The 26,193-nt window shown below is 52.8% G+C and carries 24 protein-coding genes and 2 pseudogenes; 17 read left to right on the top strand and 9 right to left on the bottom strand.

Going from position 1 to position 26,193, the window contains the following annotated elements; all coding sequences use genetic code 11:
- Nucleotides 1-298 precede the first annotated feature (298 nt).
- The 4 genes from VF709_RS16715 (at nt 299) to dbpA (ending at nt 4,415) form a co-directional block, all read left to right on the top strand.
- Complete coding sequence (locus VF709_RS16715; protein WP_095439517.1) at nt 299-1,453, top strand: methyl-accepting chemotaxis protein; 1,155 nt, start codon at nt 299-301, stop codon at nt 1,451-1,453.
- A 120-nt stretch (nt 1,454-1,573) separates the two neighbouring features.
- Complete coding sequence (gene zntB / locus VF709_RS16710) at nt 1,574-2,557, top strand: zinc transporter ZntB (protein WP_029882921.1); 984 nt, start codon at nt 1,574-1,576, stop codon at nt 2,555-2,557.
- Between the two features lie 274 nt (nt 2,558-2,831).
- A complete protein-coding gene (gene ynaL, locus VF709_RS16705) occupies nt 2,832-3,014 on the top strand; it encodes a proline-rich small protein YnaL (protein WP_072207602.1) in 183 nt (60 codons plus the stop codon).
- Between the two features lie 27 nt (nt 3,015-3,041).
- Entirely contained in the window at nt 3,042-4,415 is a 1,374-nt protein-coding gene (gene dbpA / locus VF709_RS16700) for an ATP-dependent RNA helicase DbpA (protein ID WP_045903055.1), read from the top strand.
- Nucleotides 4,416-4,461: 46 nt separating this feature from the next.
- Here the strand turns inward: dbpA and ttcA are convergent, their stop codons facing one another.
- The 3 genes and pseudogenes from ttcA to VF709_RS16685 form a co-directional block, all read right to left on the bottom strand.
- Entirely contained in the window at nt 4,462-5,397 is a 936-nt protein-coding gene (ttcA, locus tag VF709_RS16695; protein WP_013096454.1) for a tRNA 2-thiocytidine(32) synthetase TtcA, read from the bottom strand.
- A 49-nt stretch (nt 5,398-5,446) separates the two neighbouring features.
- A pseudogene (locus VF709_RS16690) lies at nt 5,447-5,681 on the bottom strand (site-specific integrase); the annotation flags it as partial.
- 93 nt (nt 5,682-5,774) lie between these two features.
- Complete coding sequence (locus VF709_RS16685) at nt 5,775-5,993, bottom strand: YgdI/YgdR family lipoprotein (RefSeq protein WP_032618552.1); 219 nt, start codon at nt 5,991-5,993, stop codon at nt 5,775-5,777.
- 1,330 nt (nt 5,994-7,323) lie between these two features.
- Here VF709_RS16685 and msbA point away from each other — a divergent pair.
- From msbA to VF709_RS16655, 6 genes and pseudogenes are all read left to right on the top strand, one after another.
- Nucleotides 7,324-9,081, top strand: a pseudogene (gene msbA / locus VF709_RS16680) (lipid A ABC transporter ATP-binding protein/permease MsbA).
- Nucleotides 9,082-9,167: 86 nt separating this feature from the next.
- The gene (locus VF709_RS16675; protein WP_048972250.1) at nt 9,168-9,554 is read left to right on the top strand and encodes a DUF1294 domain-containing protein; all 387 of its coding nucleotides are present in this window, start codon (nt 9,168-9,170) and stop codon (nt 9,552-9,554) included.
- Between the two features lie 98 nt (nt 9,555-9,652).
- Nucleotides 9,653-10,102, top strand: coding sequence for a hypothetical protein (locus VF709_RS16670; RefSeq protein WP_048972251.1), 450 nt, complete (start codon nt 9,653-9,655; stop codon nt 10,100-10,102).
- A gap of 39 nt (nt 10,103-10,141) precedes the next feature.
- Entirely contained in the window at nt 10,142-10,339 is a 198-nt protein-coding gene (locus VF709_RS16665) for a hypothetical protein (RefSeq protein ID WP_013096459.1), read from the top strand.
- A gap of 3 nt (nt 10,340-10,342) precedes the next feature.
- On the top strand, nt 10,343-10,768 hold the full coding sequence (locus VF709_RS16660) for a GFA family protein (RefSeq protein ID WP_045294236.1): 426 nt from the start codon (nt 10,343-10,345) through the stop codon (nt 10,766-10,768).
- A 65-nt stretch (nt 10,769-10,833) separates the two neighbouring features.
- Entirely contained in the window at nt 10,834-10,911 is a 78-nt protein-coding gene (locus tag VF709_RS16655; RefSeq protein ID WP_223232805.1) for a hypothetical protein, read from the top strand.
- Between the two features lie 335 nt (nt 10,912-11,246).
- Here VF709_RS16655 and ompC read toward each other — a convergent pair whose 3' ends face one another.
- A complete protein-coding gene (gene ompC, locus VF709_RS16650; RefSeq protein ID WP_127869036.1) occupies nt 11,247-12,356 on the bottom strand; it encodes a porin OmpC in 1,110 nt (369 codons plus the stop codon).
- A gap of 388 nt (nt 12,357-12,744) precedes the next feature.
- The gene (nifJ, locus tag VF709_RS16645) at nt 12,745-16,269 is read right to left on the bottom strand and encodes a pyruvate:ferredoxin (flavodoxin) oxidoreductase (protein WP_038419541.1); all 3,525 of its coding nucleotides are present in this window, start codon (nt 16,267-16,269) and stop codon (nt 12,745-12,747) included.
- A gap of 273 nt (nt 16,270-16,542) precedes the next feature.
- Here nifJ and VF709_RS16640 point away from each other — a divergent pair, with 273 nt between their 5' ends.
- Nucleotides 16,543-16,809 carry a putative hemolysin gene (locus VF709_RS16640; RefSeq protein WP_013096465.1) on the top strand — a complete coding sequence of 89 codons (267 nt, stop codon included), beginning with the start codon at nt 16,543-16,545 and terminating at the stop codon, nt 16,807-16,809.
- On the opposite strand, the gene hslJ is transcribed toward VF709_RS16640, so the two are convergent.
- The 4 genes from hslJ to VF709_RS16620 form a co-directional block, all read right to left on the bottom strand.
- The gene (gene hslJ, locus VF709_RS16635; protein ID WP_013096466.1) at nt 16,810-17,247 is read right to left on the bottom strand and encodes a heat shock protein HslJ; all 438 of its coding nucleotides are present in this window, start codon (nt 17,245-17,247) and stop codon (nt 16,810-16,812) included.
- 127 nt (nt 17,248-17,374) lie between these two features.
- A complete protein-coding gene (locus tag VF709_RS16630) occupies nt 17,375-17,503 on the bottom strand; it encodes a DUF2474 domain-containing protein (protein WP_038419540.1) in 129 nt (42 codons plus the stop codon).
- Nucleotides 17,503-18,513, bottom strand: coding sequence for a cytochrome d ubiquinol oxidase subunit II (cydB, locus tag VF709_RS16625; protein WP_020689186.1), 1,011 nt, complete (start codon nt 18,511-18,513; stop codon nt 17,503-17,505). The genes VF709_RS16630 and cydB overlap by 1 nt, the downstream gene beginning before the upstream one ends.
- Nucleotides 18,513-19,913 (bottom strand): cytochrome ubiquinol oxidase subunit I, encoded by a 1,401-nt coding sequence (locus VF709_RS16620; RefSeq protein ID WP_045903047.1) that lies wholly within the window; start codon nt 19,911-19,913, stop codon nt 18,513-18,515. Before VF709_RS16620 ends, cydB begins: the two co-directional genes overlap by 1 nt.
- 392 nt (nt 19,914-20,305) lie before the next feature.
- Between VF709_RS16620 and ymcF the strand changes: the two genes are divergently transcribed.
- The 6 genes from ymcF (at nt 20,306) to VF709_RS16590 (ending at nt 26,178) form a co-directional block, all read left to right on the top strand.
- Entirely contained in the window at nt 20,306-20,494 is a 189-nt protein-coding gene (ymcF, locus tag VF709_RS16615; protein WP_020689184.1) for a cold shock small protein YmcF, read from the top strand.
- An 82-nt stretch (nt 20,495-20,576) separates the two neighbouring features.
- Nucleotides 20,577-21,986, top strand: a complete 1,410-nt coding sequence (locus tag VF709_RS16610; protein WP_020689183.1) for an aminotransferase-like domain-containing protein — start codon at nt 20,577-20,579, stop codon at nt 21,984-21,986.
- Nucleotides 21,987-22,259: 273 nt separating this feature from the next.
- Nucleotides 22,260-23,405: a putative ABC transporter substrate-binding protein YdcS gene (gene ydcS / locus VF709_RS16605; RefSeq protein WP_149896724.1), complete on the top strand. Its 1,146-nt coding sequence runs from the start codon at nt 22,260-22,262 to the stop codon at nt 23,403-23,405.
- 17 nt (nt 23,406-23,422) lie between these two features.
- Complete coding sequence (locus VF709_RS16600) at nt 23,423-24,436, top strand: ABC transporter ATP-binding protein (protein WP_149896723.1); 1,014 nt, start codon at nt 23,423-23,425, stop codon at nt 24,434-24,436.
- Nucleotide 24,437: 1 nt separating this feature from the next.
- Nucleotides 24,438-25,382, top strand: a complete 945-nt coding sequence (locus tag VF709_RS16595; RefSeq protein WP_023621159.1) for an ABC transporter permease — start codon at nt 24,438-24,440, stop codon at nt 25,380-25,382.
- The gene (locus tag VF709_RS16590; RefSeq protein WP_440231961.1) at nt 25,372-26,178 is read left to right on the top strand and encodes an ABC transporter permease; all 807 of its coding nucleotides are present in this window, start codon (nt 25,372-25,374) and stop codon (nt 26,176-26,178) included. The genes VF709_RS16595 and VF709_RS16590 overlap by 11 nt, the downstream gene beginning before the upstream one ends.
- The last annotated feature ends 15 nt before the right edge of the window (nt 26,179-26,193 follow it).

Below are 26,193 nucleotides of genomic sequence, written 5' to 3'. Positions count from 1 at the left end.
AGTTCTAACTTGTTAAGCACAGCTAAACAAGGGCAGTTAATTGCAACAAATTCTCTAAAATAGGGTGGTGATTAACCCATTTAGCCGCAGGTGATGGTATCGCTTAAGTTCGTGTCAGACCAGTATCACAGTATCCATGGCACAATATTTCCCACAATACGCTTTTTTTATCTCACTTAAGTTAAATTGCAGGTTGCTAACTGCGAAACGACAAAGCACCGCTATTCGTGAGGACAAACGCCAGCATGGATGCTATAAACCTTAATGCCGACCAAAATATTAAGTTGTGGGAATAATCATGCTAAAAAATATTAGTGTCAGAACCTTCATTGTCTATTTCCTTTTGTCTCTTTTTTTGCTAAACGCAGCTGTCGTCTTTCTATTTACCGGCGCATCGTCACTCTTAATAACGCTCAATGTAATAAATGTGATTGCTCTTTTTTTACTCTGGATTTACATGACCCAATATCTTGTGACACCGATCAATACTGTGAAAAAAAGTATTGAAGAAGTCACGGCAGGGAATCTTGGCGTGACAATCCCCGAGTTTGGCAACAACTGCGCAGGGCGTTTAATTCCCGGGATTAACAGCCTTTCGGGCAATATTGCAACACTGGTCCGGGAAATCAGGGCGTCGTCACAAACCGCCATGACCTTATCGGATCAACTCTCCGCACGCAGCGCGCAGCTATCGGTGAAAACGGAGCAGCAATCGGCTTCGCTGGTGCAAACCGCAGCCAGCATGGAGCAGATGGCTGCGAGCACCAAAAACAATGCTGATAACACCCGACTCGCCAGTGAACAGGCCAATCAGGCAACGCTTCAGGCGCGTAAGGGGGGCGAGTTGATGGGGCAGGTTGCTCACAATATGCAATCGATCACCGAATGCGCACAGCAAATGACGGAAATCATCTCGATGATCGACGGCATTGCCTTCCAGACCAATATCCTTGCGCTTAACGCGGCCGTTGAGGCGGCAAGGGCGGGAGACCACGGAAAAGGCTTCTCTGTGGTCGCGGAGGAGGTGCGAAATCTGGCACACCGCAGCGCGGAAGCGGCGAAGAACATCAAAACGCTGATTGAAGTCACCAGCAATAACGTTACACAGGGCGTGACGGTAGTGTCAGAAGCGGAAAAAAACATGCATGAGATTGTGGCTGGCTCCGGCAATGTCAGCCGTCTGATGGATGAAATTTCCAGTTCCACATCCGAGCAGGAGAAGGGAATTTCACAGATTACGCTGGCATTATCAGAACTGGAAAGGGTTACACAAAGCAATGTGGCGATGGCGGAGGAACTTAACGGATCCTCTGACGTGCTGCGCAATCAGGTTATCGAACTGCAGTCACGGACACGCAATTTCCGGCTCGACGGGGGATACGCGGCTGATAGTTCGTTATCTACACCGGTTGTTCCGCTGGCGTTCCCGCAGCGACAAGGACATTCCGCCTGAAGGGACGCCGCCGTTATCCGTACAATTCCCGAGCGATTTCAGCGCCATGCGGAACATAGTGGTTGCGTAACCTCTGCCGAAAGCTAGACTGACAACGAAAAGCTAAAAGGTGGAGGCGTTGTGGAGAGCATAAAAGGGTCTGAACTGAACGTTCCTGACGCAGTGTTTGCGTGGGTGTTTGACGGTAAAGGCGGTGCCCGGCCGCTGGAAGACAACGACGTGATCGATCACGCGCATCCCTGCTGGTTACACCTGAACTATACCCATCCGGACAGCGCTGAATGGCTGGCATCCACCCCTTTACTGCCAAACAACGTGCGTGATGCGCTGGCAGGGGAAAGCCTGCGGCCACGCGTGAGCCGGATGGGGGACGGTACGTTGATCACGCTTCGCTGTATTAACGGCAGCACGGATGAACGTCCGGATCAGCTGGTGGCGATGCGCGTCTATATGGATGATGGGCTTATCGTTTCCACTCGCCAGCGTAAAGTACTGGCGCTGGATGACGTGGTAAACGATCTGAAAGAGGGCACCGGGCCGACCGACTGCGGAAGCTGGCTGGTGGATGTCTGCGATGCGCTTACCGATCACGCGAGCGAGTTTATCGAAGAGTTGCACGATAAAATTATCGATCTGGAAGATAACCTGCTCGATCAGCAGATACCGCCACGCGGTTTCCTGGCGTTACTGCGCAAGCAACTGATTGTGATGCGTCGCTACATGACGCCACAACGTGATGTATATGCCCGTCTGGCCAGCGAGCGTCTCAGCTGGATGAATGATGACCAGCGCCGTAGAATGCAGGACATTGCTGACAGGCTGGGGCGCGGGCTGGATGAAATTGATTCCTGTATTGCCAGAACCGCAGTAATGGCGGATGAGATAGCACAGGTGATGCAGGAGTCGCTGGCCAGAAGAACCTACACGATGTCGCTGATGGCAATGGTCTTTTTACCCAGTACCTTTCTGACCGGTCTGTTTGGCGTAAACCTGGGCGGCATTCCCGGCGGTGCTTATCGCTACGGCTTTACCGCGTTTTGCGTCATGTTAGCTGCTTTGATTGGCGGTGTTGCATGGTGGTTGCATCGTAGTAAATGGTTGTAAATTTACGCTTTTTCCATCTTTTACGCGGATCAAAACGCTCTTTTAATTGAGCAAAGTCAATAAACAGAAACCGTGTAAGGTGCATTATTACTCCCGCAGGTGAATGCAACGTCAAGCGATGGGCGTTGCGCTCCATATTGTCTTACTTCCTTTTTTGAATTACTGCATAGCACAATTGATTCGTACGACGCCGACTTTAATAGTCGGCTTTTTTTTGCCTCCCGTTTCTCAGGGTCTACCCTAAAAGGGTCAATCCAAAAAACTGGAGGGAAAGATGAACCATCTACTCGCGCTGCAACGACTGCATTCACGGCAGTCCGATCCGGTCCCGACCGACCCAACGCCCATGCCCGATCCCATTCCGCGTCCGCAGCCTATGCCCGACCCGCCGCCCGATGAAGAACCGATTAAATTGTCGCATCGAACCTTGAGATCTGCGAGGATACGCGCCATCTGACCGCAAAGATGACCACGAGAGACTATTGTGACCGCTTTTTCTACCCTGAATGTTCTGCCTGCCGCCCAACTCGATAACCTCAACGAGTTGGGATACCTCACGATGACGCCTGTTCAGGCGGCCGCATTACCCGCCATTCTTGAGGGGCGCGATGTTCGCGTACAGGCAAAAACCGGCAGTGGGAAAACGGCAGCGTTCGGTCTTGGACTGTTACAGCATATTGATGCCACTCTGTTCCAGACCCAGTCTCTGGTTCTGTGCCCGACCCGCGAACTGGCTGACCAGGTCGCGGGTGAGTTGCGTCGTCTGGCGCGCTTCCTGCCCAACACCAAGATCTTAACCCTCTGCGGCGGACAGCCGTTCGGGGCGCAGCGTGATTCGCTCCAGCATGCGCCTCATATTATTGTCGCGACACCTGGCCGTCTGCTGGATCATCTGCAAAAAGGCACCGTTTCACTGGATGCCCTGCAAACGCTGGTGATGGATGAAGCGGACCGTATGCTGGACATGGGCTTCAGCGACGCGATCGACGAAGTGATCCGCTTCGCGCCGGAAGATCGTCAGACATTGTTATTCTCTGCGACCTGGCCTGACGCTATCGCTGCGATCAGCGGTCGTGTACAAAAAAATCCGCTGACGATTGAAATCGACAGCGTGGATGCGCTGCCTGCCATCGAGCAGCAGTTCTTTGAAACCTCGCAGCAGGGCAAAATCCCGCTTCTGCAGAAATTGCTGAGCCAGCACCAGCCTGCCTCCTGCGTGGTGTTTTGTAATACCAAAAAAGATTGCCAGGCGGTGTGTGATGCCCTGAATGCCGCCGGGCAAAGCGCGCTGTCATTGCATGGCGATCTGGAACAGCGCGATCGTGACCAGACGCTGGTTCGCTTCGCGAACGGCAGCGCCCGTGTGCTGGTTGCAACCGATGTCGCCGCACGCGGGCTGGACATTAAATCGCTGGAGCTGGTTGTTAACTACGAACTGGCCTGGGATCCAGAAGTACACGTTCACCGCATTGGGCGCACCGCACGTGCCGGAAACAGCGGGCTGGCCATTAGCTTCTGCGCGCCGGAAGAGGCGCAGCGTGCCAATATCTTGTCTGAAATGCTGCAGATAAAGCTTAACTGGGTGAACACTCCGGGGAACGTTCGCGTTGTGCCACTCGAAGCCGAAATGGCGACGCTGTGCATTGATGGCGGTAAAAAAGCCAAGATGCGTCCAGGCGACGTATTAGGCGCGCTGACAGGGGACATGGGACTGGATGGCGCCGATATCGGCAAGATTACCGTTCATCCGGCACACGTATATGTGGCAATCCGCCAGGCGGTTGCGCATAAGGCATGGAAGCAGCTGCAAAACGGGAAAATTAAAGGCAAAACCTGCCGGGTCAGATTGCTGAAATAAGCGGCAGAAAAAACGCGTCTCAGACGGACTCTGAGACGCGACAGGATTATTTCACTTCAAGTACGTTCAGGCGCAGCTCGTCAAACTGATTATCATCCTCTTCCGGCTGCCAGCCCGCTGGCTGCATGGGGATCTCTTCCCGGTCAAACGCCAGATCGCCGCCATTCACCACCTCTGAATCATGGTTGATGCCTTTGAAGTCAAACAGCTCAACATCCGCAAGGTGAGAAGGCACCACGTTCTGCATTGCGCTGAACATGGTTTCGATGCGCCCTGGATAACGTTTATCCCAGTCACGCAGCATGTCACCAATGACCTGGCGCTGCAGGTTCGGCTGAGATCCACACAGGTTACATGGGATAATCGGGAAAGCTTTCGCCTGGGAGAAGCGTTCAATGTCCTTCTCGCGGCAATAGGCGAGAGGGCGGATGACAATGTGTTTGCCGTCATCGCTCATCAGCTTAGGCGGCATGCCTTTCATCTTCCCGCCGTAGAACATGTTCAGGAACAGCGTTTGCAGGATATCGTCGCGGTGATGACCCAGCGCAATTTTGGTGGCGCCCAGCTCCGTCGCGGTCCGGTACAGAATGCCACGACGCAGACGAGAGCAGAGAGAGCAGGTGGTTTTACCCTCCGGGATCTTCTCTTTTACGATACCGTAGGTATTTTCTTCGACGATTTTGTACTCAACACCCAGCTTATCGAGATATTCCGGCAGGATATGCTCAGGGAAACCCGGCTGTTTCTGGTCAAGGTTTACGGCCACCAGGGAGAATTTCACCGGCGCGCTCTGCTGAAGATTACGCAGGATCTCCAGCATGGTGTAGCTGTCTTTACCCCCTGACAGGCAAACCATGATGCGGTCGCCTTCTTCAATCATATTGAAGTCTGCAATGGCTTCGCCCACATTACGGCGCAGCCGCTTCTGCAGCTTGTTCAGGTTGTACTGTTCTTTCTTTGTATTTGATTGATTGTCTTGCATTTATTGCTACCTTCGGAGCCAGCAGGGGCAAAAGTTTTCAGCGTGCCGGCTAATCGTTAAGCATCAGCACCTGTTCGCCATTCATTTTCCACGCATTCTATGCCGCAACTGTCTGGCTATGAAAGATGGGTTAACGCCGGCAGTCAATGCCAGCGGGCAAAAGTATGTCGCGTATGGTACGGATTCCGGCGGCGAATACCAGCACGTTTTACAGCGATGAAGGATCTTGTGCCGGCTTGCGGTAAAACGTAATCGGCTTTCTGTTCGCCATCAGCGAGACGTGGTCGTTAAAACAGATAACATACGGTGGGTAAGGGCAGGCAAGCTCCGCTCAATAAAATGGCGGAGCCAGTAAAACGGAAGGACAGATCAGGTGGTTACTTTTCTACAATCTCTTTCACATCCGATTGATGGATCTGATGAATGCTGCCATCTGCATCTTTGTATGAAATTAAACCGGTGTCTTTATCTCGCTCTGGTTTTCCATGTGTGGTCATCATATGTCCATCTTTGGTCGATATAACATAATCACTTGAGCACCCTGTTATTGCTAACGCGACACCTAATGCCAAAAATGCAAAAATACCACCCTTCATATTAACCTCTAATTAACTTTATAGTTACAATCGTTTTAATACAGCATTATTTAACAACAGTGAATTGCAACGCTTCGTCAACGAAAGGGAATTTCCATTTTAAGCAAAAAAGAGCAATAAACGGCCACAGCGTACCCGTATATGTGGCGTTTAATCTTGTGCTTCTATTTGAAATCCGTTTTTTATAGATGTAATCCTTTATGACTATTTCACGTTGCTCTTCATTCGCATCAGTATTGATTTAACTTGTATCGCTGCTTATTATCTTGCGTTTTAGCGTATGGGAATGTGAAGCTCGCATGCGACTTTACTGACGTGCTGGCAGCTAGGATTAGACAATCACTGGCGAACGATTCCCTTAAGATGATATCCCACTGGAAGGGTTGAAAGTGTTTAATTTAAGTACTTTTGGTTTTATGATTTTATTGTGCTCAGGGTGTAGTTCTGATGTGGTTATCACTCCTCCGGAAAAACCGGTTTATAAGCCAATGCCTGATATAACGCAATCTGTAACACCGTCTCAGCAACGGGCGATCATGGCTGGTGAACGTCCCGACTGGACAGACAGAGCACCGGTCACCACGACCAGGCGTTATTGATTTCTGCTTATCATCTTCAGGCTGCATAGCGCAGCGATTTCATAAGTAGTAGATAACAACCCAGGACCTCACGATGGGGTCCTGCATGCTGATACGTAGTTTTAGCGTGACCTGCACGAATAGCCACTTAAACTGCACTGTGTTGAGAGTCTATTCATCTTCAGGCTATTAAGCTGTTTTCCCCGTACAAAGCAGGAGGGAAACGGTGATGGCTGTTTTAAAAGTATGTCTTTTAGTTGGGTGCTTCCTGGCGGGTTGTGTCTTATATCTTCATCTTTTTACATCAATGAAGGAAGCATGCATAAAAGATACGGCAGGAGAAGTGTTTCACGTGCGTCAGGTTGAAAATGCTACTGATTGTCAGTCTTTTAACTGGAGCACGTATATACAGTGTGGCTACTTTTAGTCGTAACTATAACAAATGTTCAACATGCACAAAGCGAAAACTTATATGCGTTGAAAGAAACTGCAATCAGTAAATATTAAGATTTATCTGCTTCTGTTTTATTCATTTCTTTGTGGGTTGGGATATGTTAACGGATGGTTGGATAACAGGGTGGAATAAAGTTAAAAATAAAATAAACATAATGAACGGAACAGGGCAAAAAAATATTTTTCGCGAGTGGTTAGATATTCGTTGAAGTAACACAACATACCCTTAATACCGTTGTGCAGTGGTTCCTTTAAAACTGTACGTTATGCTCAACGGCTCTCATTATTAAGGCTCCCGTATGCAAACTGACAAAGACCTTTCCACCTGGCTCACGTTTCGCCGTCTTTGGCCTATAATATCGCCTTTTAAGTAAGGGCTATTGGTTGCGGCATTAGCATTAATGATAAATGCCGCCTGCGATCCTTTTATGCTGTCTTTGCTAAAGCCGTTAATGGATGATGGCGTGGGCAAAATGGACCGCTCTGTCATGTTATGGATGCCGGTTGTGGTTATCGGATTGATGACGCTACGCGGTATTACCAGCTTCATCTCCAGCTATTGCGTTTCCTGGGTCTCGGGCAAAGTGGTGATGGATGTGCGCCGGAAATTGTTCCGCCATTTGATGGGCATGCCTGTGTCGTTTTTTGACAAACAGTCAACCGGGACGTTGCTGTCGCGTATTACCTATGATTCCGAACAAGTCGCATCTTCGTCATCAGGTACGCTGATAACGGTCATCCGTGAGGGCGCGTCAATTATCGGCTTGTTCGCCATGATGTTCTACTATAGCTGGCAGCTCTCAATCATCCTGATTGTACTGGCACCTGTTATATCCGTGACTATTCGTATGGTGTCCAAACGCTTTCGCACTATCAGTAAAAGCATGCAGAATACGATGGGGCAGGTCACGGCGAGTGCTGAGCAGATGCTTAAAGGCCATAAAGAAGTATTGATTTTCGGCGGTCAGGACGTTGAAACAAAACGCTTTGATAAGGTCAGCAATAAGATGCGTTTGCAGGGAATGAAAATGATGTCCGCATCGTCAATCTCCGATCCTGTTATTCAGCTTATTGCTTCCCTGGCACTTGCGTTTGTTCTTTATGCTGCCAGCTTCCCGAGTGTTATGGCGACCCTGACGGCGGGAACGATTAGCGTCGTTTTCACATCGATGATTGCATTGATGCGGCCTCTTAAATCCCTGACCAATGTGAACGCACAGTTCCAGCGCGGGATGGCCGCTTGCCAGACGCTGTTCACTATTCTTGATTCCGAACAGGAAAAAGATGAAGGTAAGCGTGTACTTGAACGCGCAAAAGCGGACGTGGCGTTTCGCAATGTGACGTTTACCTATCCGGGACGTGAGGCCCCAGCGCTACGCAATATCAGCCTGAACATACCTGCCGGTAAGACCGTTGCCCTTGTCGGACGTTCCGGCTCGGGTAAATCAACCATCGCCAGCCTGATGACGCGATTTTATGATATTGATGAAGGTGAAATTCTGCTGGACGGCCACGACCTGCGAGAATATACCCTTCAGTCGCTTCGTAACCAGGTGGCGCTGGTTTCGCAAAATGTCCACCTGTTCAACGACACGGTTGCCAACAACATCGCCTACGGTCGTAAGGAGCAGTACACCCGTGACCAGATCGAGAATGCCGCGCGTATGGCAAATGCGATGGACTTTATCAACAAGATGGATAACGGTCTTGATACCATCATCGGTGAAAACGGGGTACTGCTTTCTGGTGGGCAACGGCAACGTATCGCTATTGCACGCGCACTGTTGCGGGACAGTCCAATACTCATCCTTGATGAAGCAACGTCAGCCCTGGATACGGAATCGGAACGCGCTATACAGTCTGCACTCGAGGAACTGCAAAAGAACCGTACGTCACTGGTGATTGCGCATCGTCTGTCGACTGTCGAAAAAGCTGACGAAATCATTGTTGTTGAAGATGGCGTTATCGTTGAACGCGGAAGCCATGCGGAATTGGTGACTCACAATGGGGTGTACGCACAGCTTCACAAAATGCAATTCGGTGCGTCAAACAGTTAAGTCACATTCACGCTTTTACCCCGCTTGCAAAAGCGGGGTATCCCGTAATGTCACCCAAACCTGATTCATGCGCAAGATACCGTATAATGCCTTCTCTGAATACGCTTACATATCCTGTGATTGGACCTAACACATTGAATAAATTTTGTTTTTTTCTGCTGCTCTGTACTGCTATCGGCAGTCTCTTTTCCGCCTGGCCCGTAGCCATATGGTTCCTGCTCATTAACGTCCTGACTATGGTTATTTACGGCGCCGATAAAATGGCAGCACGGAAAGGAATGCGCAGAATACCTGAAGTAACCTTACTGGTCTTCGGCGTTGTGGGCGGGTGGCCCGGCGCCATTATGGGTCAACAGATCTTTCGCCATAAAACGCAAAAGCAGCCGTTCAAAACCTGGTTTTTGATGTCTGTGGTCGTGAGCATCTTGGCCACGTTGGCGCTGTATCATTTTGGTTTTGTTGTTCGCTATTGAGCATCATTACTGCCAATAGTAGTAGGCCAAATCCTGGTGGGTTGCTGTTTTTTGTCCGTTCTGAATAATACGTGCAACAACACGGACGACAGCATCTCATGAAAATAAAATGTATTATGCTGGCAGCGCTGATGTTTTATTCAGCGCCTGGCTGGTCGACGTTTCAGGAGCGGGAATATAATACCTGGTATATAAAAAATGCCGTTCTTTATGACATGACGCAGACGTCGGAAGGTTTTCCGGTAATGGTCAGCGTATCTCAGCCCGGGAAAAAATCCGCTAATCTGGTGGTTTCATACATCACCGAAGGTCAATGCGGAAAAAATACGCTGCCGCTTAATGTGAATGGTAAAGTGCTGCCCGCCAGATATTACTGTGTTCAGGTTGGGTCGAACAGAATTGAACATTTTTCAGTGGTCGATGCAACCAGCGTCAATGCCCTGGTGACGCATCTGAATTCAGATTTCACCCTTCTCCTGCAAAACGATATCAAGATTTGGGCCGCAAATATCAAATCGCCGAAATACGGTCTGACACCGCGTTTTTAAAATCCTGCTACGCTTGTTTGTGGTATCAGGAGCATGAACATGAAGAACAAAGATGAACAAACCGGGTTAGTTGGGCTGGCGATTGGTGCTGCCGTTATCGGGCTTGTTTCGGCACAGAAACCGATCGATCGTAACAGCATTGTTGATGAACTGCTAAGACTCGGCAGGCAAAAGGGTGACGGCGTGGAGGATGAGGTGTTCGTCAAGGCCGCTGAGCTGGTAAGAAAAGGGGTGTAAACGATGGCAGAAATCCGTCATGCCCGATGCCATTGTGGTGCAGTGGCATTCACCGTTGCGTTAACCGATGGGTTAAATACCGCCCGTCGCTGTAGCTGTTCTTTTTGTCGGATGAGAGGGGCGGTTGTGGTCTCTGCACCGTTAACCGGTATAACCGTCACCAAAGGCGAGGATAAACTTACGGAGTACCGCTTTAACACCGGTACAGCCCGGCATTTCTTCTGCTCGGTCTGCGGGATTTATACCTTCCATCAGCGGCGTTCTAATCCCAATGAATACGGTGTAAATGTCGCCTGTTTTGAAAACGTCTCTCCGTTCGATTTCCCGGAAGTGACGGTGATGGATGGGGTTAACCATCCTGCGGATGGCGAAAGTGGAGTCTTTGGCTATCTCTCTTTTCGCAAACGCGCGCCAACGCAAGCGTCCTAGCCGCCTGGCCACATTGTGCTAACGCTGGCTATAGTGGGAAGTGGGTATCTTAAAGAGGAGACATTATGCTTAGTGTTGAAAAAGACGACCCACGTGAGGCGCCTGAATCAGGGGATAAAAAGCCTCAGCCCGTGAAAAAATAGCATTCACGAAGGGTATCACGGCCACCGGCACTGCTGGTGGCTTTTTGTTTTCAAAGGCTCACTGTTAATGCCTGTCGAGATGATTTAAGAGCGTGCCGAGGTGCCCAACAATATCGCGGAAATCGAAAATTAACGCCATCCACAAACACGCTAAAAGAGCCAGTAGGGCAAGGGATACACGACCAAACAACACAGTTATCCTTAATGATGAGGGGGATATCTGCGCAGTCTAACCCGCAGTCTTTCAACTTATCCTCAACAATCTCGCGATAGCGTGCTGTTGTGCGACTAACCTCAAAAAAAGTGAGCCCGCATGATGCTGCGGGCTCTGATCATCAGAACTGGTAAACCAGGCCTAATGCAACGACATCATCGGTACCGATACCGTTGTTTTTGTAGAAGCTGTCATCTTCATCCAGCAGGTTGATTTTATAATCCACATAGGTGGACATGTTTTTGTTGAAGTAATAGGTTGCGCCTACGTCGGCATATTTAACCAGGTCCTGATCGCCCTGACCGTTGCCCAGGTCTTTACCTTTCGACTGCAGGTAGGAAATTGCCGGACGCAGACCAAAATCGAACTGGTATTGTGCGGTAACTTCGACGTTCTGGGTTTTATTCGCCACGGCGCTTTCATTGTCGCCGTAAGGGGTCATATTGCGGGTTTCAGAATACATGGCCGCCAGATAGATATTGTTGGCGTCATATTTCAGACCCGCGGTCCAGGCATCCGCTTTATCCCCGCCCGCGGTGGTATTTCTCACCTGATCGTTGGTACGGTCGGAAGAGGTATAGGCCGCCCCCGCTGAAATTCCCATACCGAAATCATAGGTGGTAGAAATACCGAAGCCGTCACCGTTCTCATGACGCGTGTCGCGACCATTATTGGTCCCTTCCTGGTTATTGCTGGCATCTTCGTTATTACCCTGATACTGCAGAGCAAAGTTCAGACCCGGCACCAGGCCATAGAAATCGGTGTTGCGGTAGGTTGCTACGCCATTGGCACGACCGGTCATAAAGTTATCGGCATAGGTGTAAGAGTCGCCGCCGAACTCTGGCAGCATATCGGTCCAGCCTTCCACGTCGTACAGAACGCCATAGTTACGGCCGTAGTCAAAGGAACCGTAGTCACCCACTTTCACACCGGCGAAGGCCAGACGTGTCCAGGACTGGTTGTCAGACCCTTCGGTGTTATTTGCCTGAATGTTGTATTCCCACTGTGCGTAGCCGGTCATCATGTCGTTGATCTGGGTTTCGCCCTTGAAACCCAAACGCATATAGGTCTGATCGCCGTCTTTAGACGTGTCATCAGAGAAGTAGTGCAAACCATCTACTTTTCCGTACAGATCTAATTTATTGCCATCCTTATTATAAATCTCTGCTGCATGCGCAGCGCCAGCCATTAACAGAGCCGGAATCATCAGGGCCAGTACTTTTCTTTGCATTATGGTATTCCTTTGCGGTTGTTTTTATTTAATTACCTGTTGAACTTTCCTTTGCGGAGAGTTGTCACATGCTAAATCACTCCGCTGAAAGAGTAATAAATTATAATTGTTACGAAGTGAGTAAAATCTAAAGGGAATTCTTCTGCGGTAATGTTAATTTGTTTGATGAATGTTTTAGTGAAAAACATAATAAATTAAAATTATTAATCATGCAGTAAATCAGGTAATGTCTGCCCCGTTATATGCCTTTAAGATTATTATCCATAATTCCCATGAATATCATTTATTCATTTAACGTGATGCTCAGGGATTATTTGGTCTGGCCCGGTGTGAATACACCGGGCTTTTTTTATGGCATAAAAATGCCCGGACAAGCCGGGCATGGGGATTATTCGCTGGTGGATTTTTCCGCTTTCCCGGCCATTTGCGCCAGGAAGTCGTACCGTTTTTGCAGATCGGCGGCGGCATCTTTCCACAACTGCTCAGCCACTTCTGGCTGTTGCGCATTGAGGCGACGGAAGCGTTGCTCCTGCAGCAGTGTCTCAGCCAGGGCATCTGACGGAGGGCGTGAATCGAGCGCCAGCGGCAGCTTGCCTTCCTCTGCCCGGCGAGGATCAAAGCGGTACAGCGGCCAGAAGCCCGTGGCGGTCAACTGACGCATCTGGTCGTGGCTGAGCGCCAGATCGTAACCATGCTCTTCGCAAGGGCTGTAGGCGATGATAAGCGATGGGCCCGGATACGCTTCCGCCTCCTGAATCGCTTTCACCGTCTGGTTAAGCTGCGCGCCGAGTGAGATTTGCGCAACGTACACGTGGCCATACATCATCATGCTGACGCCGAGATCTTTACGCGCCTTGCGTTTCCCGTGTTCGCCAAATTTTGTTACCGCTCCTAACGGCGTGGCTTTTGATGCTTGTCCGCCGGTATTGGAATAACACTGGGTATCCAGCACCAGGATGTTCACGTTCTCGGTCAGGCTCAACACATGATCCAGCCCGCCAAAGCCAATGTCATACGCCCAGCCATCGCCGCCAATCAGCCAGATCGATTTTTCAACCAGGGCGTCAGCGTCGGTCACCAGTTGTTCTGCGCCGTCAACGCCCTGAAGGGCATTACGAAGCGCCGTAACCTGTTCGCGACGAACCTCAGGGGTGGCTTCAGCGTGCAGCGCAGCGTGCAGGTCGGCAGGGATGTTATCGGCAAACTGATCCAGCAGGCGCATCACGCGTGCGCGGTGCTGATCCACCGTTAAGCGGAAGCCAAGACCAAATTCGGCGTTATCCTCAAACAGCGAATTCGCCCATGCCGGGCCGCGACCGTTGGCGTCGGTGGTGTATGGGGTGGACGGCAGGTTACCGCCATAAATAGACGAACAGCCGGTCGCGTTGGCGATCAGCATCCGGTCACCGTACAGCTGCGTCAGCAGTTTGATGTACGGTGTTTCCCCGCAGCCGGAGCAGGCGCCAGAGTATTCGAACAGCGGCGTGATCAGCTGTGAGGTACGGATATCAATACGTTCCAGCTTGCTCCGATCGATTTCCGGCAGGTTCAGGAAGAAGTCATAATTCACTTTCTCTTCTTCCACGTGTTCCAGCCGCGACATCATATTGATGGCTTTGATATCCGGGTTCTGTCGGTCTTTGGCCGGGCAGACCTCAACGCAGAGGTTACAGCCGGTGCAATCTTCTGGTGCAACCTGCAGAACGTATTTCTGTCCGCGCATATCCCGGGATTTTACATCCAGCGAATGCAGGCTGGATGGGGCCGATTCCATCGCGTCCGGAGAAACGACTTTGGCCCGGATGGCAGAGTGCGGGCACGCTGCCACACAGTGATTGCACTGGGTACACAGCTCTTCCTTCCAGATTGGGATCTCTTCGGCGATGTTGCGTTTTTCCCAGCGGGTGGTGCCCATCGGCCAGGTGCCATCCGGCGGCAGGGCGGAGACGGGAAGGGCATCGCCCAGCCCCGCCAGCATGGCCGCCGTTACGGTTTTAACAAAATCTGGAGCCGCATCAGAAACCACCGGAGGACGGTTCGGGCTACTGGCATTCACCGGCTGGAGCGGTACTTCAGACAGCGACTCGCGCGCCAGCGCCAGTGCCTGCCAGTTGCGTTCAACCAATTCCTGGCCTTTACTGCTGTAACTTTTGGCGATCGCGCCCTGCAGTTCCATTAAGGCGCTGTCGCCCGGCAGAATGTTTGTCAGGTGGAAGAACGCCATCTGCATGACGGTGTTGATGCGCGCGGCAAGACCACATTCGCGGGCAATCTTCGCCGCGTTAATGACAAAAAGCCGCGCTTTTTTCTGATTAAGCACCGCCTGCACTTCCTGCGGCAGGCGCGCCCAGACTTCATCCGCACTGTACGGTGTGTTGAGCAGGAAAATACCGCCAGGTTTGAGACGTTCGGCCATCTGGTATTTATCGATAAACTGCAGCTGGTGACAGCCGACAAAATCAGCCTGCGAAATGAGATACGCCGAGCGGATAGGGTGTTCGCTGACGCGCAGATGGGACACGGTCAGCCCGCCGGCTTTCTTGGAGTCATAGACGAAATAACCCTGTGCATACCACGGTGTGGAATTACCGATGATCTTGATGTTATTCTTGGTTGCCGAAACGCTGCCGTCGCTGCCCAGACCGTAGAACAACGCCTCAAGTTTCGCGCCGGAGGGCAGGGTGTTTTCCGGCAAGGCCAGTGAGAGATGAGTGACATCGTCATAAATACCGACCGTAAAGCGAGGCTTCGGCTTCGTTTCATTCAGCTCATTAAACACCGCCAGCACGCAATCCGGACCGAACTCTTTGGATGACAAACCATAACGTCCGCCAATGACACGCGGCAGCGTTTCGCGCTCGCCGTTACTGAAGGCTTCCGCCAGTGCGGTCATGACGTCCAGATACAGCGGTTCTGCGTGTGCGCCAGGCTCTTTGGTACGATCGAGCACGGCCACGCTTCGTGCGCTCTCCGGCAGCGCAGAGAGCAGATGTTTCGCTGAGAACGGGCGGAAGAGGCGAACTTTCAACACCCCAACTTTCTCGCCGCGCGTCAGCAGTTCATCCACGACTTCTTCACAGGTGCCAATGGCTGAACCCATCAGCACAATCACGCGTTCCGCCTGTGGATGGCCATAATATTCAAACGGTTTATATTCCCGTCCGGTGGCGGCAGCGAAATCGTTCATCGCCTGTTCCACATGGTTGTACACCGCGTTGTACCACGGGTTCGTCGCCTCGCGGGACTGGAAGTAAGTATCCGGGTTGGCCGATGTCCCGCGGATCACCGGATGTTCCGGGTTGAGTGCGCGGGCGCGATGGGCATCAATGTCCGCCTGCGGCAGAAGCGAGAGAAGGGTGTCGTCTGCCAGCGGCACGATTTTGTTGATTTCGTGGGAGGTGCGGAAACCATCAAAGAAGTGAATAAACGGCACGCGGCTTTTCAGCGTCGCGATATGGGAAATTAACGCGAAATCCTGGGCCTCCTGGACGCTGCTGGCGCACAGCATCGCGCAGCCGGTCTGACGCACGGCCATCACGTCGGAGTGATCGCCAAAAATGGAGAGCGCGTGGGTAGCAACGGTTCGTGCCGCGACGTGCAGGACAAACGGGGTAAGTTGACCGGCCAGTTTGTACAGCGTCGGGATCATCAGCAGCAATCCCTGCGAGGAGGTGAACGATGTGGAGAGCGCCCCCGTCTGTAGCGCACCATGCACCGCGGCAATCGCACCCGCTTCGGACTGCATTTCGACGACTCTCGGGACATCGCCCCAGACATTTTTTAACCCGTTTCCTGCCCAGGCATCTGCCTGTTCGGCCATTGTAGAACTTGGCGTAATCGGGTAGATGGCGATAACTTCGCTGGTGCGAAACGCGACTGACGCGACTGCACCATTACCGTCAATAGTTTGCATAGGACGACACCCTTATATTGCGCAAAAAAAGAGGGGTCCGTAAACCTGGTCAGACCCTGAATATTATTCCCTTATTTTAGCAAAGGCCGGATTTTGCGATTTTCGCATTTGTGTCCTCGGTATTCTCACCATCAATGAGTAGATCAAACTTTAGGTGAAAAAATTGCGAGAAATTGTTTCAGCAGCGCATAAATACGCACTTCCGCTCTCGACGGCACGGGATGTGATGCCTATTATGCATAGGTTTCGCATTATTCATGGGGGAGAGAGAGCATGCGTTCAGCGTTTTGGGTAGGGTGTGCCGCGTTATTGCTGTCGGCCTGTAGTAACGAACCTGTTCAGCAGGCCACGGCGGCACACGTGACACCGGGAATGAAAGCCGCGATGTCCAGTTCTGGACAAGCCAACTGCGCGATGATTGGTGGCTCACTGTCGGTTGCCCGCCAGCTCGATGGCTCTGCGATCGGGATGTGCGCCTTGCCAAACGGCAAACGCTGTAGTGAACAGTCGCTTGCCGTTGGATCCTGCGGTAGCTACTGATTATTCAGCGCGTTTAAACATCAGCGTTTTGTCGGCTGTCGCCAGCGTTAACTGGTCTTCAGTCAGGTCGACCTGCGCTCCTTTGCGCAGCATGTCGCCGATGGCCTGATCCAGCTCGTTCAATTGTGGTTCGGTACAGAGTTTGCGCGTCATCGCCAGCCCTTTAACCTTAAGTTCCCCTTCGGACAATTTTCCCTGTCCGTTGAAGCGGTTACACATCACGCCGGAAATGCTGATGTTATTAACCAGGCTGATATCGGGCAACGCGCTAAAACTGATCTCAGGTTGCGTTGTCGTGGCCTTCACGGCTTTCCCGTCCACATTTTCCAGCACAAAGCGGTGGTTCTTAAGCTGCTCCGGCTGAACAGACGCTTTACCCGGATTAACGCAGCCGGAGAGGACAAGACTGATAACACTTAACGCAATGAGTTTTTTCATTTTTCTTCTCGAACTATAAATACTGTGAATCATTTACCAGTGTAACGATACGCTGGCGTGCGTTAATGGGGTTTATCTGAAAGTGCGGGAAGAAGACCGGGCAACGCAGCGGTTGCCCGGGACAAGATCAGTGAGATTTAAACCCGGCGGCCGTCATCAGCATGCGGAAGAACATACTGACAGCCGCCAGCGCCAGTACGCTGCTGCCCCAGATAATGGCCAGCCACAGCAATCGTTTCCAGACAGGCTGTTGCATCAGTGATAACCCTCCCCATGCTGTACTTTTCCGCGAAATACGTAGTAACTCCAGAAGGTGTAGACCAGAATCACGGGAATGATCAACAACGCACCTACCAGCATAAAGCCCTGACTTTGTGTCGGCGCGGCCGCCTGCCACAGGGTGATCGACGGTGGAATAATATGCGGCCAGATGCTGATCCCAAGCCCGCTAAAGCCGAGAAAAATAAGCCCCAGCGTCAGGATAAATGGCCGGTTATGGCTTTGCCGATTATTCAGGCAGCGCCACAGATACAGGCTCAGCAGGACGACCAGAGCCGGAACCGGCAACAGGTAAAACAAATTAGGTAGCGTAAACCAGCGCGCGGCGATGGCCGGGTGCGCCAGCGGGGTCCAGAGACTGATCGCCGCGATAACGGCCAGCAGCACAATTAAGAGCGTTTTAGAAACTTCGCGCATCCGCTGTTGCAGGGCATTTTCACTTTTCATCACCAGCCAGGTGGCGCCCAGCAGCGCATAGGCCACCACCAGACCCGCGCCACAGAACAGGTTAAACGCGGTAAACCAGTCAAAGGGACCGCCGGTATAGGCACGCCCGGTGACGGCAAACCCGTTTATGACGGCACCCACCGTCACGCCCTGGGTAAACGTCGCCAGAAGTGAACCGCCAATAAAGGCTTTATCCCAGAACGGACGGTGCGCTGGCGTTGCTTTAAAACGAAACTCAAACGCCACGCCACGAAAAATAAGACCGATCAGCATTAATGTCAGCGGAATGGTGAGGGCATCGATAATCACCGCGTAGGCCAGCGGAAAGGCACCGAAGAGGGCAGCGCCACCCAGCACCAGCCAGGTTTCATTCCCGTCCCAGACCGGGGCGACGCTGTTGACCATCACATCGCGATCGTCCGGGTTTTGCGTCATCGGGAACAGAATGCCGATCCCCAGATCAAAACCGTCCATCACGATATACATTAGCGTCGCGAAGACGATGATGACAAACCAGATAATGGAAAGATCGATACCCATTATGGCTGCTCCTTATTGCCAGTGGTAACTGCGGAAAGCGGGCGTGCCGGACGTCCATCGGCCTCGGTGGCGAACGATTCGTGAGGCTGAGGTCCTTTTTTAATCAGGCGCACCATATAGCTGTAACCGACGCCGAAGACCGAGGTGTAAACGACGAAGAAAGCCAGCAAACTGACGCTCATATGCAGATCGCCATGGGCGGATACCGCATCCCGGGTACGTTGAAGCCCATAGACGACCCACGGCTGGCGTCCTACTTCGGTGGTCACCCATCCGGCCAGTATGGCGATCAACCCTGAAGGCCCCATCAGCAAAGCAAACCACAGGAAGGGGCGCGAGGTGTAAACGCGCTTTTTATAACGCAACCAGAGCGCCACCACGCCGAGCAGCAGCATCAGCATGCCTAAGCCCGCCATAATGCGGAACGACCAGAAGACAATGGTGGAATTTGGACGATCTTCCTTCGGGAACTCCTTGAGCGCCGGAACCTGTTTATCCAGACTGTGCGTCAGGATAAGGCTGCCAAGAGCGGGGATCTCCAGGCCAAAACGGGTGCGCTCCAGTTCCATATCTGGCCAGCCAAACAGCAGTAGCGGGGTAGGTTCCCCCGGTGGGTTTTCCCAGTGCCCCTCAATGGCGGCGATTTTGGCAGGCTGATGCTTTAAGGTGTTCAGCCCGTGCATATCACCGACCATTGCCTGGATGGGGGCCACAATCAGGGTCATCCACAGCGCCATAGAAAACATAGCGCGGATGGCAGGCGTATTGTTTCCGCGCAGCAGATGCCATGCCGCCGATGCGCCAACAAACAGGGCGCTACTGAGGAAGGCGGCTATCGACATATGCAGCAGACGATAAGGGAAGGAGGGGTTAAAGACCACGGCAAACCAGTCTACCGGAACGACCTGCCCGTTGACGATCTCATAGCCCTGTGGGGTCTGCATCCAGCTGTTGGAGGAGAGGATCCAGAAGGTGGAGATAATTGTCCCCAGCGCTACCATACAGGTGGCGAAAAAGTGCAGCCCAGGTCCGACTTTATTCCAGCCGAACAGCATCACGCCGAGGAATCCGGCCTCAAGGAAAAAGGCGGTTAGCACTTCATAGGTCAGAAGTGGGCCGGTAATGCTGCCCGCAAACTGCGAAAATCCACTCCAGTTAGTGCCAAACTGATACGCCATCACCAGCCCGGAGACCACGCCCATGCCAAAGTTAACGGCAAAAATCCTGGACCAGAAGTGGTACAGCGAGCGCCAGATCGGATTTTTTGTTTTCAGCCACAGCCCTTCAAGCACAGCAAGATAGCTTGCCAGGCCGATAGTGATTGCCGGGAAAATAATGTGGAAGGATACGGTAAAGGCAAACTGTATCCGTGCAAGGTGAAAAGCATCTAAACCAAACATGCACAGCCTCAATGTCAAACGGTGTGCTGTTATGGTACAGAGGCGCAGATCAGACTATCAGACGCAGAAACGCGAAATTTAACCATAACAGTTGGCAAAAAGCTCCCGATTTTGCCATCTGATATACTTACTTATAGGGCATAAAAATATTTTTTTAATGAATTTTATGCATTAAACCGCTTGCTTTGTCGTCGGCACCGTGCGTTAATGGTCTTCTGGTTTTGAGTCCAAATAAATATCTGACGTAGTTTTATAAAGCAGTTCTCATCACGTTGTGCCTCTCCGCAGCCTCTCTTGGGTCTTTATCTACATTCCGATTAGTTTTGTTTCAAACCATTATCGCCTGATCGGCTCATGAGTAATTTACGTTTTTACGTTTACAGGAGAATCCTATGACTTCTTATATCCATTTTCGCTGCCCATGCTGTCATGGCTCGCAGTACCGTACTTCAGCCTTTGATGTGTCTGAGAAAAATCCCTTCGGCGCAAAATGCATCTTTTGCAAATCGCCAATGATTACACTCGACCATCTGGCCGCGGCGCGTCTCGCACACAATCATGTGACCGAGTACCGTAAGTAATTCATTTCTTAAACCATAACAGTTAGCAAAATCTTCTCTTTTTCTCCTGCTGATATACACTGTCGGCATTAAGGAGAATCTGATGAAAAAATACCAGCGTCTGGCGCAACAAATTATCTCGCAGATTGAGCTTGGCGTATGGTTGCCGGGCGATAAGCTGCCTTCTCTGCGAGAGCAGGTGGCGAGCAGCGGCATGAGTTTTATGACCGTGGGCCACGCGTATCAGATGCTGGAAAGTCAGGGGCGCATTGTCGCCAGACCGCAGTCGGGCTATTACGTTGCCTCGCGCCCGACCGCACAACAGCCAGCGCCACCTGCACAGGTCATGCGCGACGAAGCGGTGGACATCAACACTTATATCTTCGACGTTCTGCAGGCCAGCCGCGACCCGTCGGTTGTTCCTTTCGCTTCCGCTTTTCCCGACCCGCGTCTTTTCCCGCTTCAGCAACTCAACCGCTCGCTGGCGAACGTCAGCAAAACCGCGACGGCGATGAGCGTGATTGAAAACCTGCCGCCGGGTAATGTCGATTTGCGCCACGCCATTGCCCGCCGCTATGCACAGCAGGGGATGAATATCTCACCGGAGGAGATCGTGATCACCGCAGGCGCGCTCGAAGCGCTGAACTTGAGTCTCCAGGCGGTGACCGAGCCGGGGGACTGGGTGATTGTTGAAAACCCCTGTTTCTACGGCGCGCTGCAGGCGCTGGAACGCCTGAAGTTGAAGGCCCTGTCGATTGCGACGGACGTGCGCGAGGGGATCGATCTCAATGCGCTTGAACAGGCGCTGAATGACTACCCGGTCAAGGCCTGCTGGATAATGACCAACAGTCAAAATCCGCTTGGCTTTACGCTCAGCCCGGAGAAAAAAGCGCAGCTTGTGGCGCTGCTGACGAGGCACAACGTCACGCTGATTGAAGATGATGTCTACAGCGAGCTCTATTTTGGCCGTGAAAAGCCGCTCCCGGCGAAAGCATGGGATCGTCAGGACATGACGCTGCACTGCTCCTCGTTTTCGAAATGTCTGGTGGCCGGTTTTCGTATCGGCTGGGTAGCGGCGGGTAAGCATGCGCGGCGCATTCAGCAGCTTCAGTTGATGAGCACGCTCTCTACCAGCTCCCCGATGCAGCTGGCGCTGGTGGATTACCTGGCGACCAAACGCTACGACGCCCATCTTCGCCGCCTGCGACGCACGCTGGCCGAGCGTAAACAGCAGGCGTGGCAGTCACTTTTGCGCCATATGCCGCCGGGCGTCAAAATCCATCATAACGACAGCGGCTACTTTTTGTGGCTGGAGCTTCCGGCGCAGCTGGATGCAGGACTGTTAAGCGAACAGGCGTTACGCCATCACATCAGTATTGCCCCAGGTAAGATGTTTTCCACCTCTGATGTCTGGACACCTTTTTTCCGTTTTAATACCTCCTGGGCATGGGGGGAGCGGGAAGAGCAAGCCGTTATTCAGTTAGGGAAATTAATCAGCAGCATGTTGAAATAACGATTCCGGTCTCTCGCTAAATAATCATTGCTTATCTATTTGCCGCCGCGGCGACCATTTTGCCGCGTCGCATCATACGAAATCTGCATACCACCTCTCACGCCTAACCCCTTGTCTATAATCCAGTTAACGGGGAATGCGCCCTCGGTCACACCTTGATGAAATTTCCTTAAGCCGCACGGTGCGGGGCATTTGCGCGGTCTACGTTTAATGAGGGAGATATTTTTACGGCACGGCTGCCGCTAAATTTTCATTGCGACTGGAGTAATGTTTATGAGCAAAAAATTTGCCCGCAGCAGCCTGTGTGCGCTTGGTATGGCCATAATGACCGCGCAAGCCGCCGAGCCACCGAAAGCGATTAGCGACGGAGAGGGTCGGCTGGATATTATTGCCTGGCCGGGTTACATCGAGCGGGGACAAACGGATAAAAACTATGACTGGGTAACCCAGTTTGAAAAAGAGACCGGCTGTGCGGTAAACGTCAAAACCGCCGCCACGTCGGACGAGATGGTGAGCCTGATGGCGAAAGGCGGGTATGACCTGGTCACCGCGTCAGGAGATGCGTCGCTCCGTCTGATTATGGGCAAACGCGTTCAGCCGATTAACCCGGAACTCATCCCCAACTGGAAAACCCTCGACCCGCGCCTCGTTAAAGGTGAATGGTTTAACGTGGGCGGCAGCGTCTACGGCACGCCGTATCAGTGGGGGCCAAACCTGCTGATGTACAACACCAAAACCTTCCCGACACCGCCGGACAGCTGGAGCGTGGTGTTTGTAAAACAGGACTTACCGGACGGTAAAACCAACCAGGGACGCGTGCAGGCCTATGATGGTCCGATTTACATTGCCGATGCGGCGCTGTTTGTGAAGGCCACTCAACCCCAGTTGGGTATTAACGACCCCTACCAGCTGACGGAAGAACAGTACGCTGCGGTTCTGAAAGTGCTACGCGATCAGCACACCCTGATCCACCGCTACTGGCATGACACCACCGTACAGATGAGTGACTTTAAGAATGAAGGCGTGGTGGCGTCCAGCGCCTGGCCATACCAGGCGAATGCCCTGAAAGCCGAAAACCAGCCGATCGCGACCGTCTTCCCGAAAGAGGGCGTCACGGGCTGGGCAGACACCACTATGCTTCACGCGCAGGCAAAACACCCGATGTGTGCTTACAAATGGATGAACTGGTCGCTGACGCCAAAAGTGCAGGGCGATCTGGCGGCGTGGTTTGGCTCTCTGCCGGTGGTGGCGCAAGGGTGTAAGGCCAGTACGCTGCTGGGTGAGAAAGGCTGTGAAACCAACGGTTACGACGCCTTTGACAAAATCAAGTTCTGGAAAACCCCGATCGCCGAAGGCGGCAAATATGTGCCTTACAGCCGCTGGACGCAGGATTACATCGCCATCATGGGTGGCCGTTAATCATCCGGGAGCAGAACATGACGTACGCGGTAGAGTTTAATGACGTTTCCCGTCTGTACGGCGACGTACGGGCGGTGGATGGGGTGAGCATTGCCATTCGTGACGGGGAGTTTTTCTCCATGCTGGGGCCGTCGGGCTCCGGCAAAACCACCTGTCTGCGGCTGATCGCCGGTTTTGAACAACTCTCCGGCGGGGCGATCACAATCTTCGGTAAAGAAGCGAGTGAGCTTCCTCCGTGGGAGCGAGACGTCAATACGGTGTTCCAGGACTACGCGCTGTTTCCGCATATGTCGATTCTCGATAACGTCGCTTACGGGCTGATGGTCAAAGGCATCGACAAGAAAAAACGCCATGCACTGGCGCAGGTGGCGCTGGAAAAGGTCGGGCTGAGCTTTGCCATTGCGCGCAAGCCGTCGCAGCTTTCCGGGGGCCAGCGTCAGCGCGTTGCCATTGCGCGTGCGCTGGTCAATGAACCCCGCGTGCTGTTGCTGGATGAACCGCTGGGGGCGCTCGATCTGAAACTGCGTGAACAGATGCAGGTCGAGCTGAAAAAACTTCAACAGGCACTCGGGATCACCTTTATTTTTGTGACCCACGATCAGGGGGAAGCCCTGTCAATGTCCGACCGGGTCGCCGTTTTCAACAACGGACGCATTGAGCAGGTGGATACCCCGCGTGAGCTATACATGCGGCCACGTACGCCGTTCGTGGCCAGCTTTGTCGGCACCTCGAACGTTTTCGATGCGGCACTGGCGCAGAAAGTGTGCGGCATGCAGGGCGCTTATTCGCTTCGACCGGAACATATCCGACTCAATGAGAGCGGTGAGGTACAGGTTGAAGGCGTGGTGCAGGCTGTCCAGTATCAGGGTGCGGCAACGCGCCTGGAGCTGAAACTTGCCGGGGGGGCAAAACTGCTGGTGAGCCAGGCCAATCTCAGCGCGGACACACTGCACACTGGCGTTGAGCCGGGGCAGGCGGTGCTGGCGTCATGGTCGCGCGACGCCATGATCCGCCTGCATGAGGAAGGGTGAAATGGCGATGAGCGTCTTACATCCTCCCGCACCGCGCGGTACCCTAAGCCGCATTACCGCGTATTTCTGGCGCAAACCGTCGCTGGGGATATTCCTGCTTCTGCTGGCACCGCTAATGTGGTTTGGCATCGTCTATCTGGGATCGCTCCTTACGCTGCTGTGGCAGGGCTTTTATACCTTTGATGACTTCACCATGTCGGTTACGCCGGACCTGACGCTGGCGAACATTCAGGCACTTTTTAACCCGGCAAACTACGACATTATTATCCGTACGCTGGTGATGGCGATTGCGGTCACCCTCGCCAGCGCCATTCTGGCCTTCCCGATGGCCTGGTATATGGCGCGTTACACCAGCGGCAAATGGAAAGCGTTCTTCTATATTGCCGTTATGCTGCCGATGTGGGCGAGCTATATCGTCAAAGCGTACGCGTGGACGCTACTGCTGGCGAAAGATGGCGTGGCGCAGTGGTTTCTCAGCCATCTGGGGCTGGAGCCGATCCTGGTCTCTGTTCTGACGCTCCCGGCGATTGGCGGGAACACGTTATCGACCTCCGGGCTGGGGCGGTTTCTGGTCTTTGTCTACATCTGGCTGCCGTTTATGATCCTGCCCGTGCAGGCGGCGCTGGAACGGCTGCCTGCCTCGTTGTTGCAGGCCTCTGCCGATCTCGGCGCGCGTCCGCGTCAGACCTTTCGTTATGTTGTTCTGCCGCTGGCGATCCCGGGTATCGCGGCGGGCTCGATATTTACCTTCTCTCTGACGCTCGGTGATTTTATCGTGCCACAGCTGGTAGGGCCGCCGGGCTATTTCATTGGCAATATGGTCTATGCCCAGCAGGGGGCCATCGGCAATATGCCCATGGCTGCCGCCTTCACCCTGGTGCCGATTGTGCTTATCTCGCTTTATCTGGCGTTCGTGAAACGTCTGGGAGCATTCGATGCACTCTGAACACGCACCGTTGTTCCTGAAAGTGGCCGCCTGGGGCGGGGTGATCTTCCTCCATTTCCCCCTGCTGATTATTGCCATCTACGCTTTTAATACTGAGGACGCGGCCTTCAGCTTCCCGCCGCAGGGGCTGACGTTGAAGTGGTTTAGCGTGGCGGCGGGGCGTGGCGACATCATCGATTCCGTGACGTTGTCACTTAAAATTGCGACGTTAGCGACGGCTATTGCTCTGGTACTTGGCACGCTTGCTGCAGCGGCGCTGTGGCGTAGCGCGTTTTTTGGCAAAAACGCCATTTCGCTGTTGCTGCTGTTACCGATAGCGCTGCCGGGCATCATCACCGGTCTGGCGCTGCTGACCGCTTTCAAAACCATCAATCTGGAGCCTGGTTTTTTTACCATCGTTGTCGGGCACGCCACGTTCTGCGTGGTGATGGTGTTTAACAATGTGATTGCCCGGTTCCGACGCACCTCCTGGAGCCTGGTTGAAGCGTCGATGGATTTAGGGGCCGATGGCTGGCAAACCTTCCGTTACGTGGTCCTGCCCAATCTTGGGTCGGCGCTGCTGGCCGGGGGCATGCTGGCGTTTGCTCTGTCGTTTGACGAAATTATCGTCACAACCTTTACCGCGGGACACGAGCGCACGTTACCGCTGTGGTTGCTTAACCAGCTCGGACGTCCGCGTGACGTGCCGGTCACCAACGTGGTCGCACTGCTGGTGATGCTGGTGACAACCTTCCCCATTCTGGGAGCCTGGTGGCTAACCCGCGACGGCGAGAACAGCGCCGGGAGCGGGAAATAACATTGATTTCAACGG

The organism is Enterobacter sp. Lyrl_3 (genome assembly GCF_051948675.1).
Classification (GTDB): domain Bacteria; phylum Pseudomonadota; class Gammaproteobacteria; order Enterobacterales; family Enterobacteriaceae; genus Enterobacter; species Enterobacter cloacae.
This window is presented reverse-complemented; position numbering and strand designations above follow the sequence as displayed.

Bases quoted from the DNA above. Each gene is read 5' to 3' on its own strand.
- VF709_RS16715 (WP_095439517.1), top strand. From the start codon at position 299: ATGCTAAAAAATATTAGTGTCAGAACCTTCATTGTCTATTTCCTTTTG.
- ynaL (WP_072207602.1), top strand. From the start codon at position 2,832: ATGAACCATCTACTCGCGCTGCAACGACTGCATTCACGGCAGTCCGAT.
- ttcA (WP_013096454.1), bottom strand. From the start codon at position 5,397: ATGCAAGACAATCAATCAAATACAAAGAAAGAACAGTACAACCTGAAC.
- VF709_RS16685 (WP_032618552.1), bottom strand. From the start codon at position 5,993: ATGAAGGGTGGTATTTTTGCATTTTTGGCATTAGGTGTCGCGTTAGCA.
- VF709_RS16675 (WP_048972250.1), top strand. From the start codon at position 9,168: ATGCCTTCTCTGAATACGCTTACATATCCTGTGATTGGACCTAACACA.
- VF709_RS16670 (WP_048972251.1), top strand. From the start codon at position 9,653: ATGAAAATAAAATGTATTATGCTGGCAGCGCTGATGTTTTATTCAGCG.
- VF709_RS16665 (WP_013096459.1), top strand. From the start codon at position 10,142: ATGAAGAACAAAGATGAACAAACCGGGTTAGTTGGGCTGGCGATTGGT.
- VF709_RS16660 (WP_045294236.1), top strand. From the start codon at position 10,343: ATGGCAGAAATCCGTCATGCCCGATGCCATTGTGGTGCAGTGGCATTC.
- VF709_RS16655 (WP_223232805.1), top strand. From the start codon at position 10,834: ATGCTTAGTGTTGAAAAAGACGACCCACGTGAGGCGCCTGAATCAGGG.
- ompC (WP_127869036.1), bottom strand. From the start codon at position 12,356: ATGCAAAGAAAAGTACTGGCCCTGATGATTCCGGCTCTGTTAATGGCT.
- nifJ (WP_038419541.1), bottom strand. From the start codon at position 16,269: ATGCAAACTATTGACGGTAATGGTGCAGTCGCGTCAGTCGCGTTTCGC.
- VF709_RS16640 (WP_013096465.1), top strand. From the start codon at position 16,543: ATGCGTTCAGCGTTTTGGGTAGGGTGTGCCGCGTTATTGCTGTCGGCC.
- hslJ (WP_013096466.1), bottom strand. From the start codon at position 17,247: ATGAAAAAACTCATTGCGTTAAGTGTTATCAGTCTTGTCCTCTCCGGC.
- VF709_RS16630 (WP_038419540.1), bottom strand. From the start codon at position 17,503: ATGCAACAGCCTGTCTGGAAACGATTGCTGTGGCTGGCCATTATCTGG.
- cydB (WP_020689186.1), bottom strand. From the start codon at position 18,513: ATGGGTATCGATCTTTCCATTATCTGGTTTGTCATCATCGTCTTCGCG.
- VF709_RS16620 (WP_045903047.1), bottom strand. From the start codon at position 19,913: ATGTTTGGTTTAGATGCTTTTCACCTTGCACGGATACAGTTTGCCTTT.
- ymcF (WP_020689184.1), top strand. From the start codon at position 20,306: ATGACTTCTTATATCCATTTTCGCTGCCCATGCTGTCATGGCTCGCAG.
- VF709_RS16610 (WP_020689183.1), top strand. From the start codon at position 20,577: ATGAAAAAATACCAGCGTCTGGCGCAACAAATTATCTCGCAGATTGAG.
- ydcS (WP_149896724.1), top strand. From the start codon at position 22,260: ATGAGCAAAAAATTTGCCCGCAGCAGCCTGTGTGCGCTTGGTATGGCC.
- VF709_RS16600 (WP_149896723.1), top strand. From the start codon at position 23,423: ATGACGTACGCGGTAGAGTTTAATGACGTTTCCCGTCTGTACGGCGAC.
- VF709_RS16595 (WP_023621159.1), top strand. From the start codon at position 24,438: ATGGCGATGAGCGTCTTACATCCTCCCGCACCGCGCGGTACCCTAAGC.
- VF709_RS16590 (WP_440231961.1), top strand. From the start codon at position 25,372: ATGCACTCTGAACACGCACCGTTGTTCCTGAAAGTGGCCGCCTGGGGC.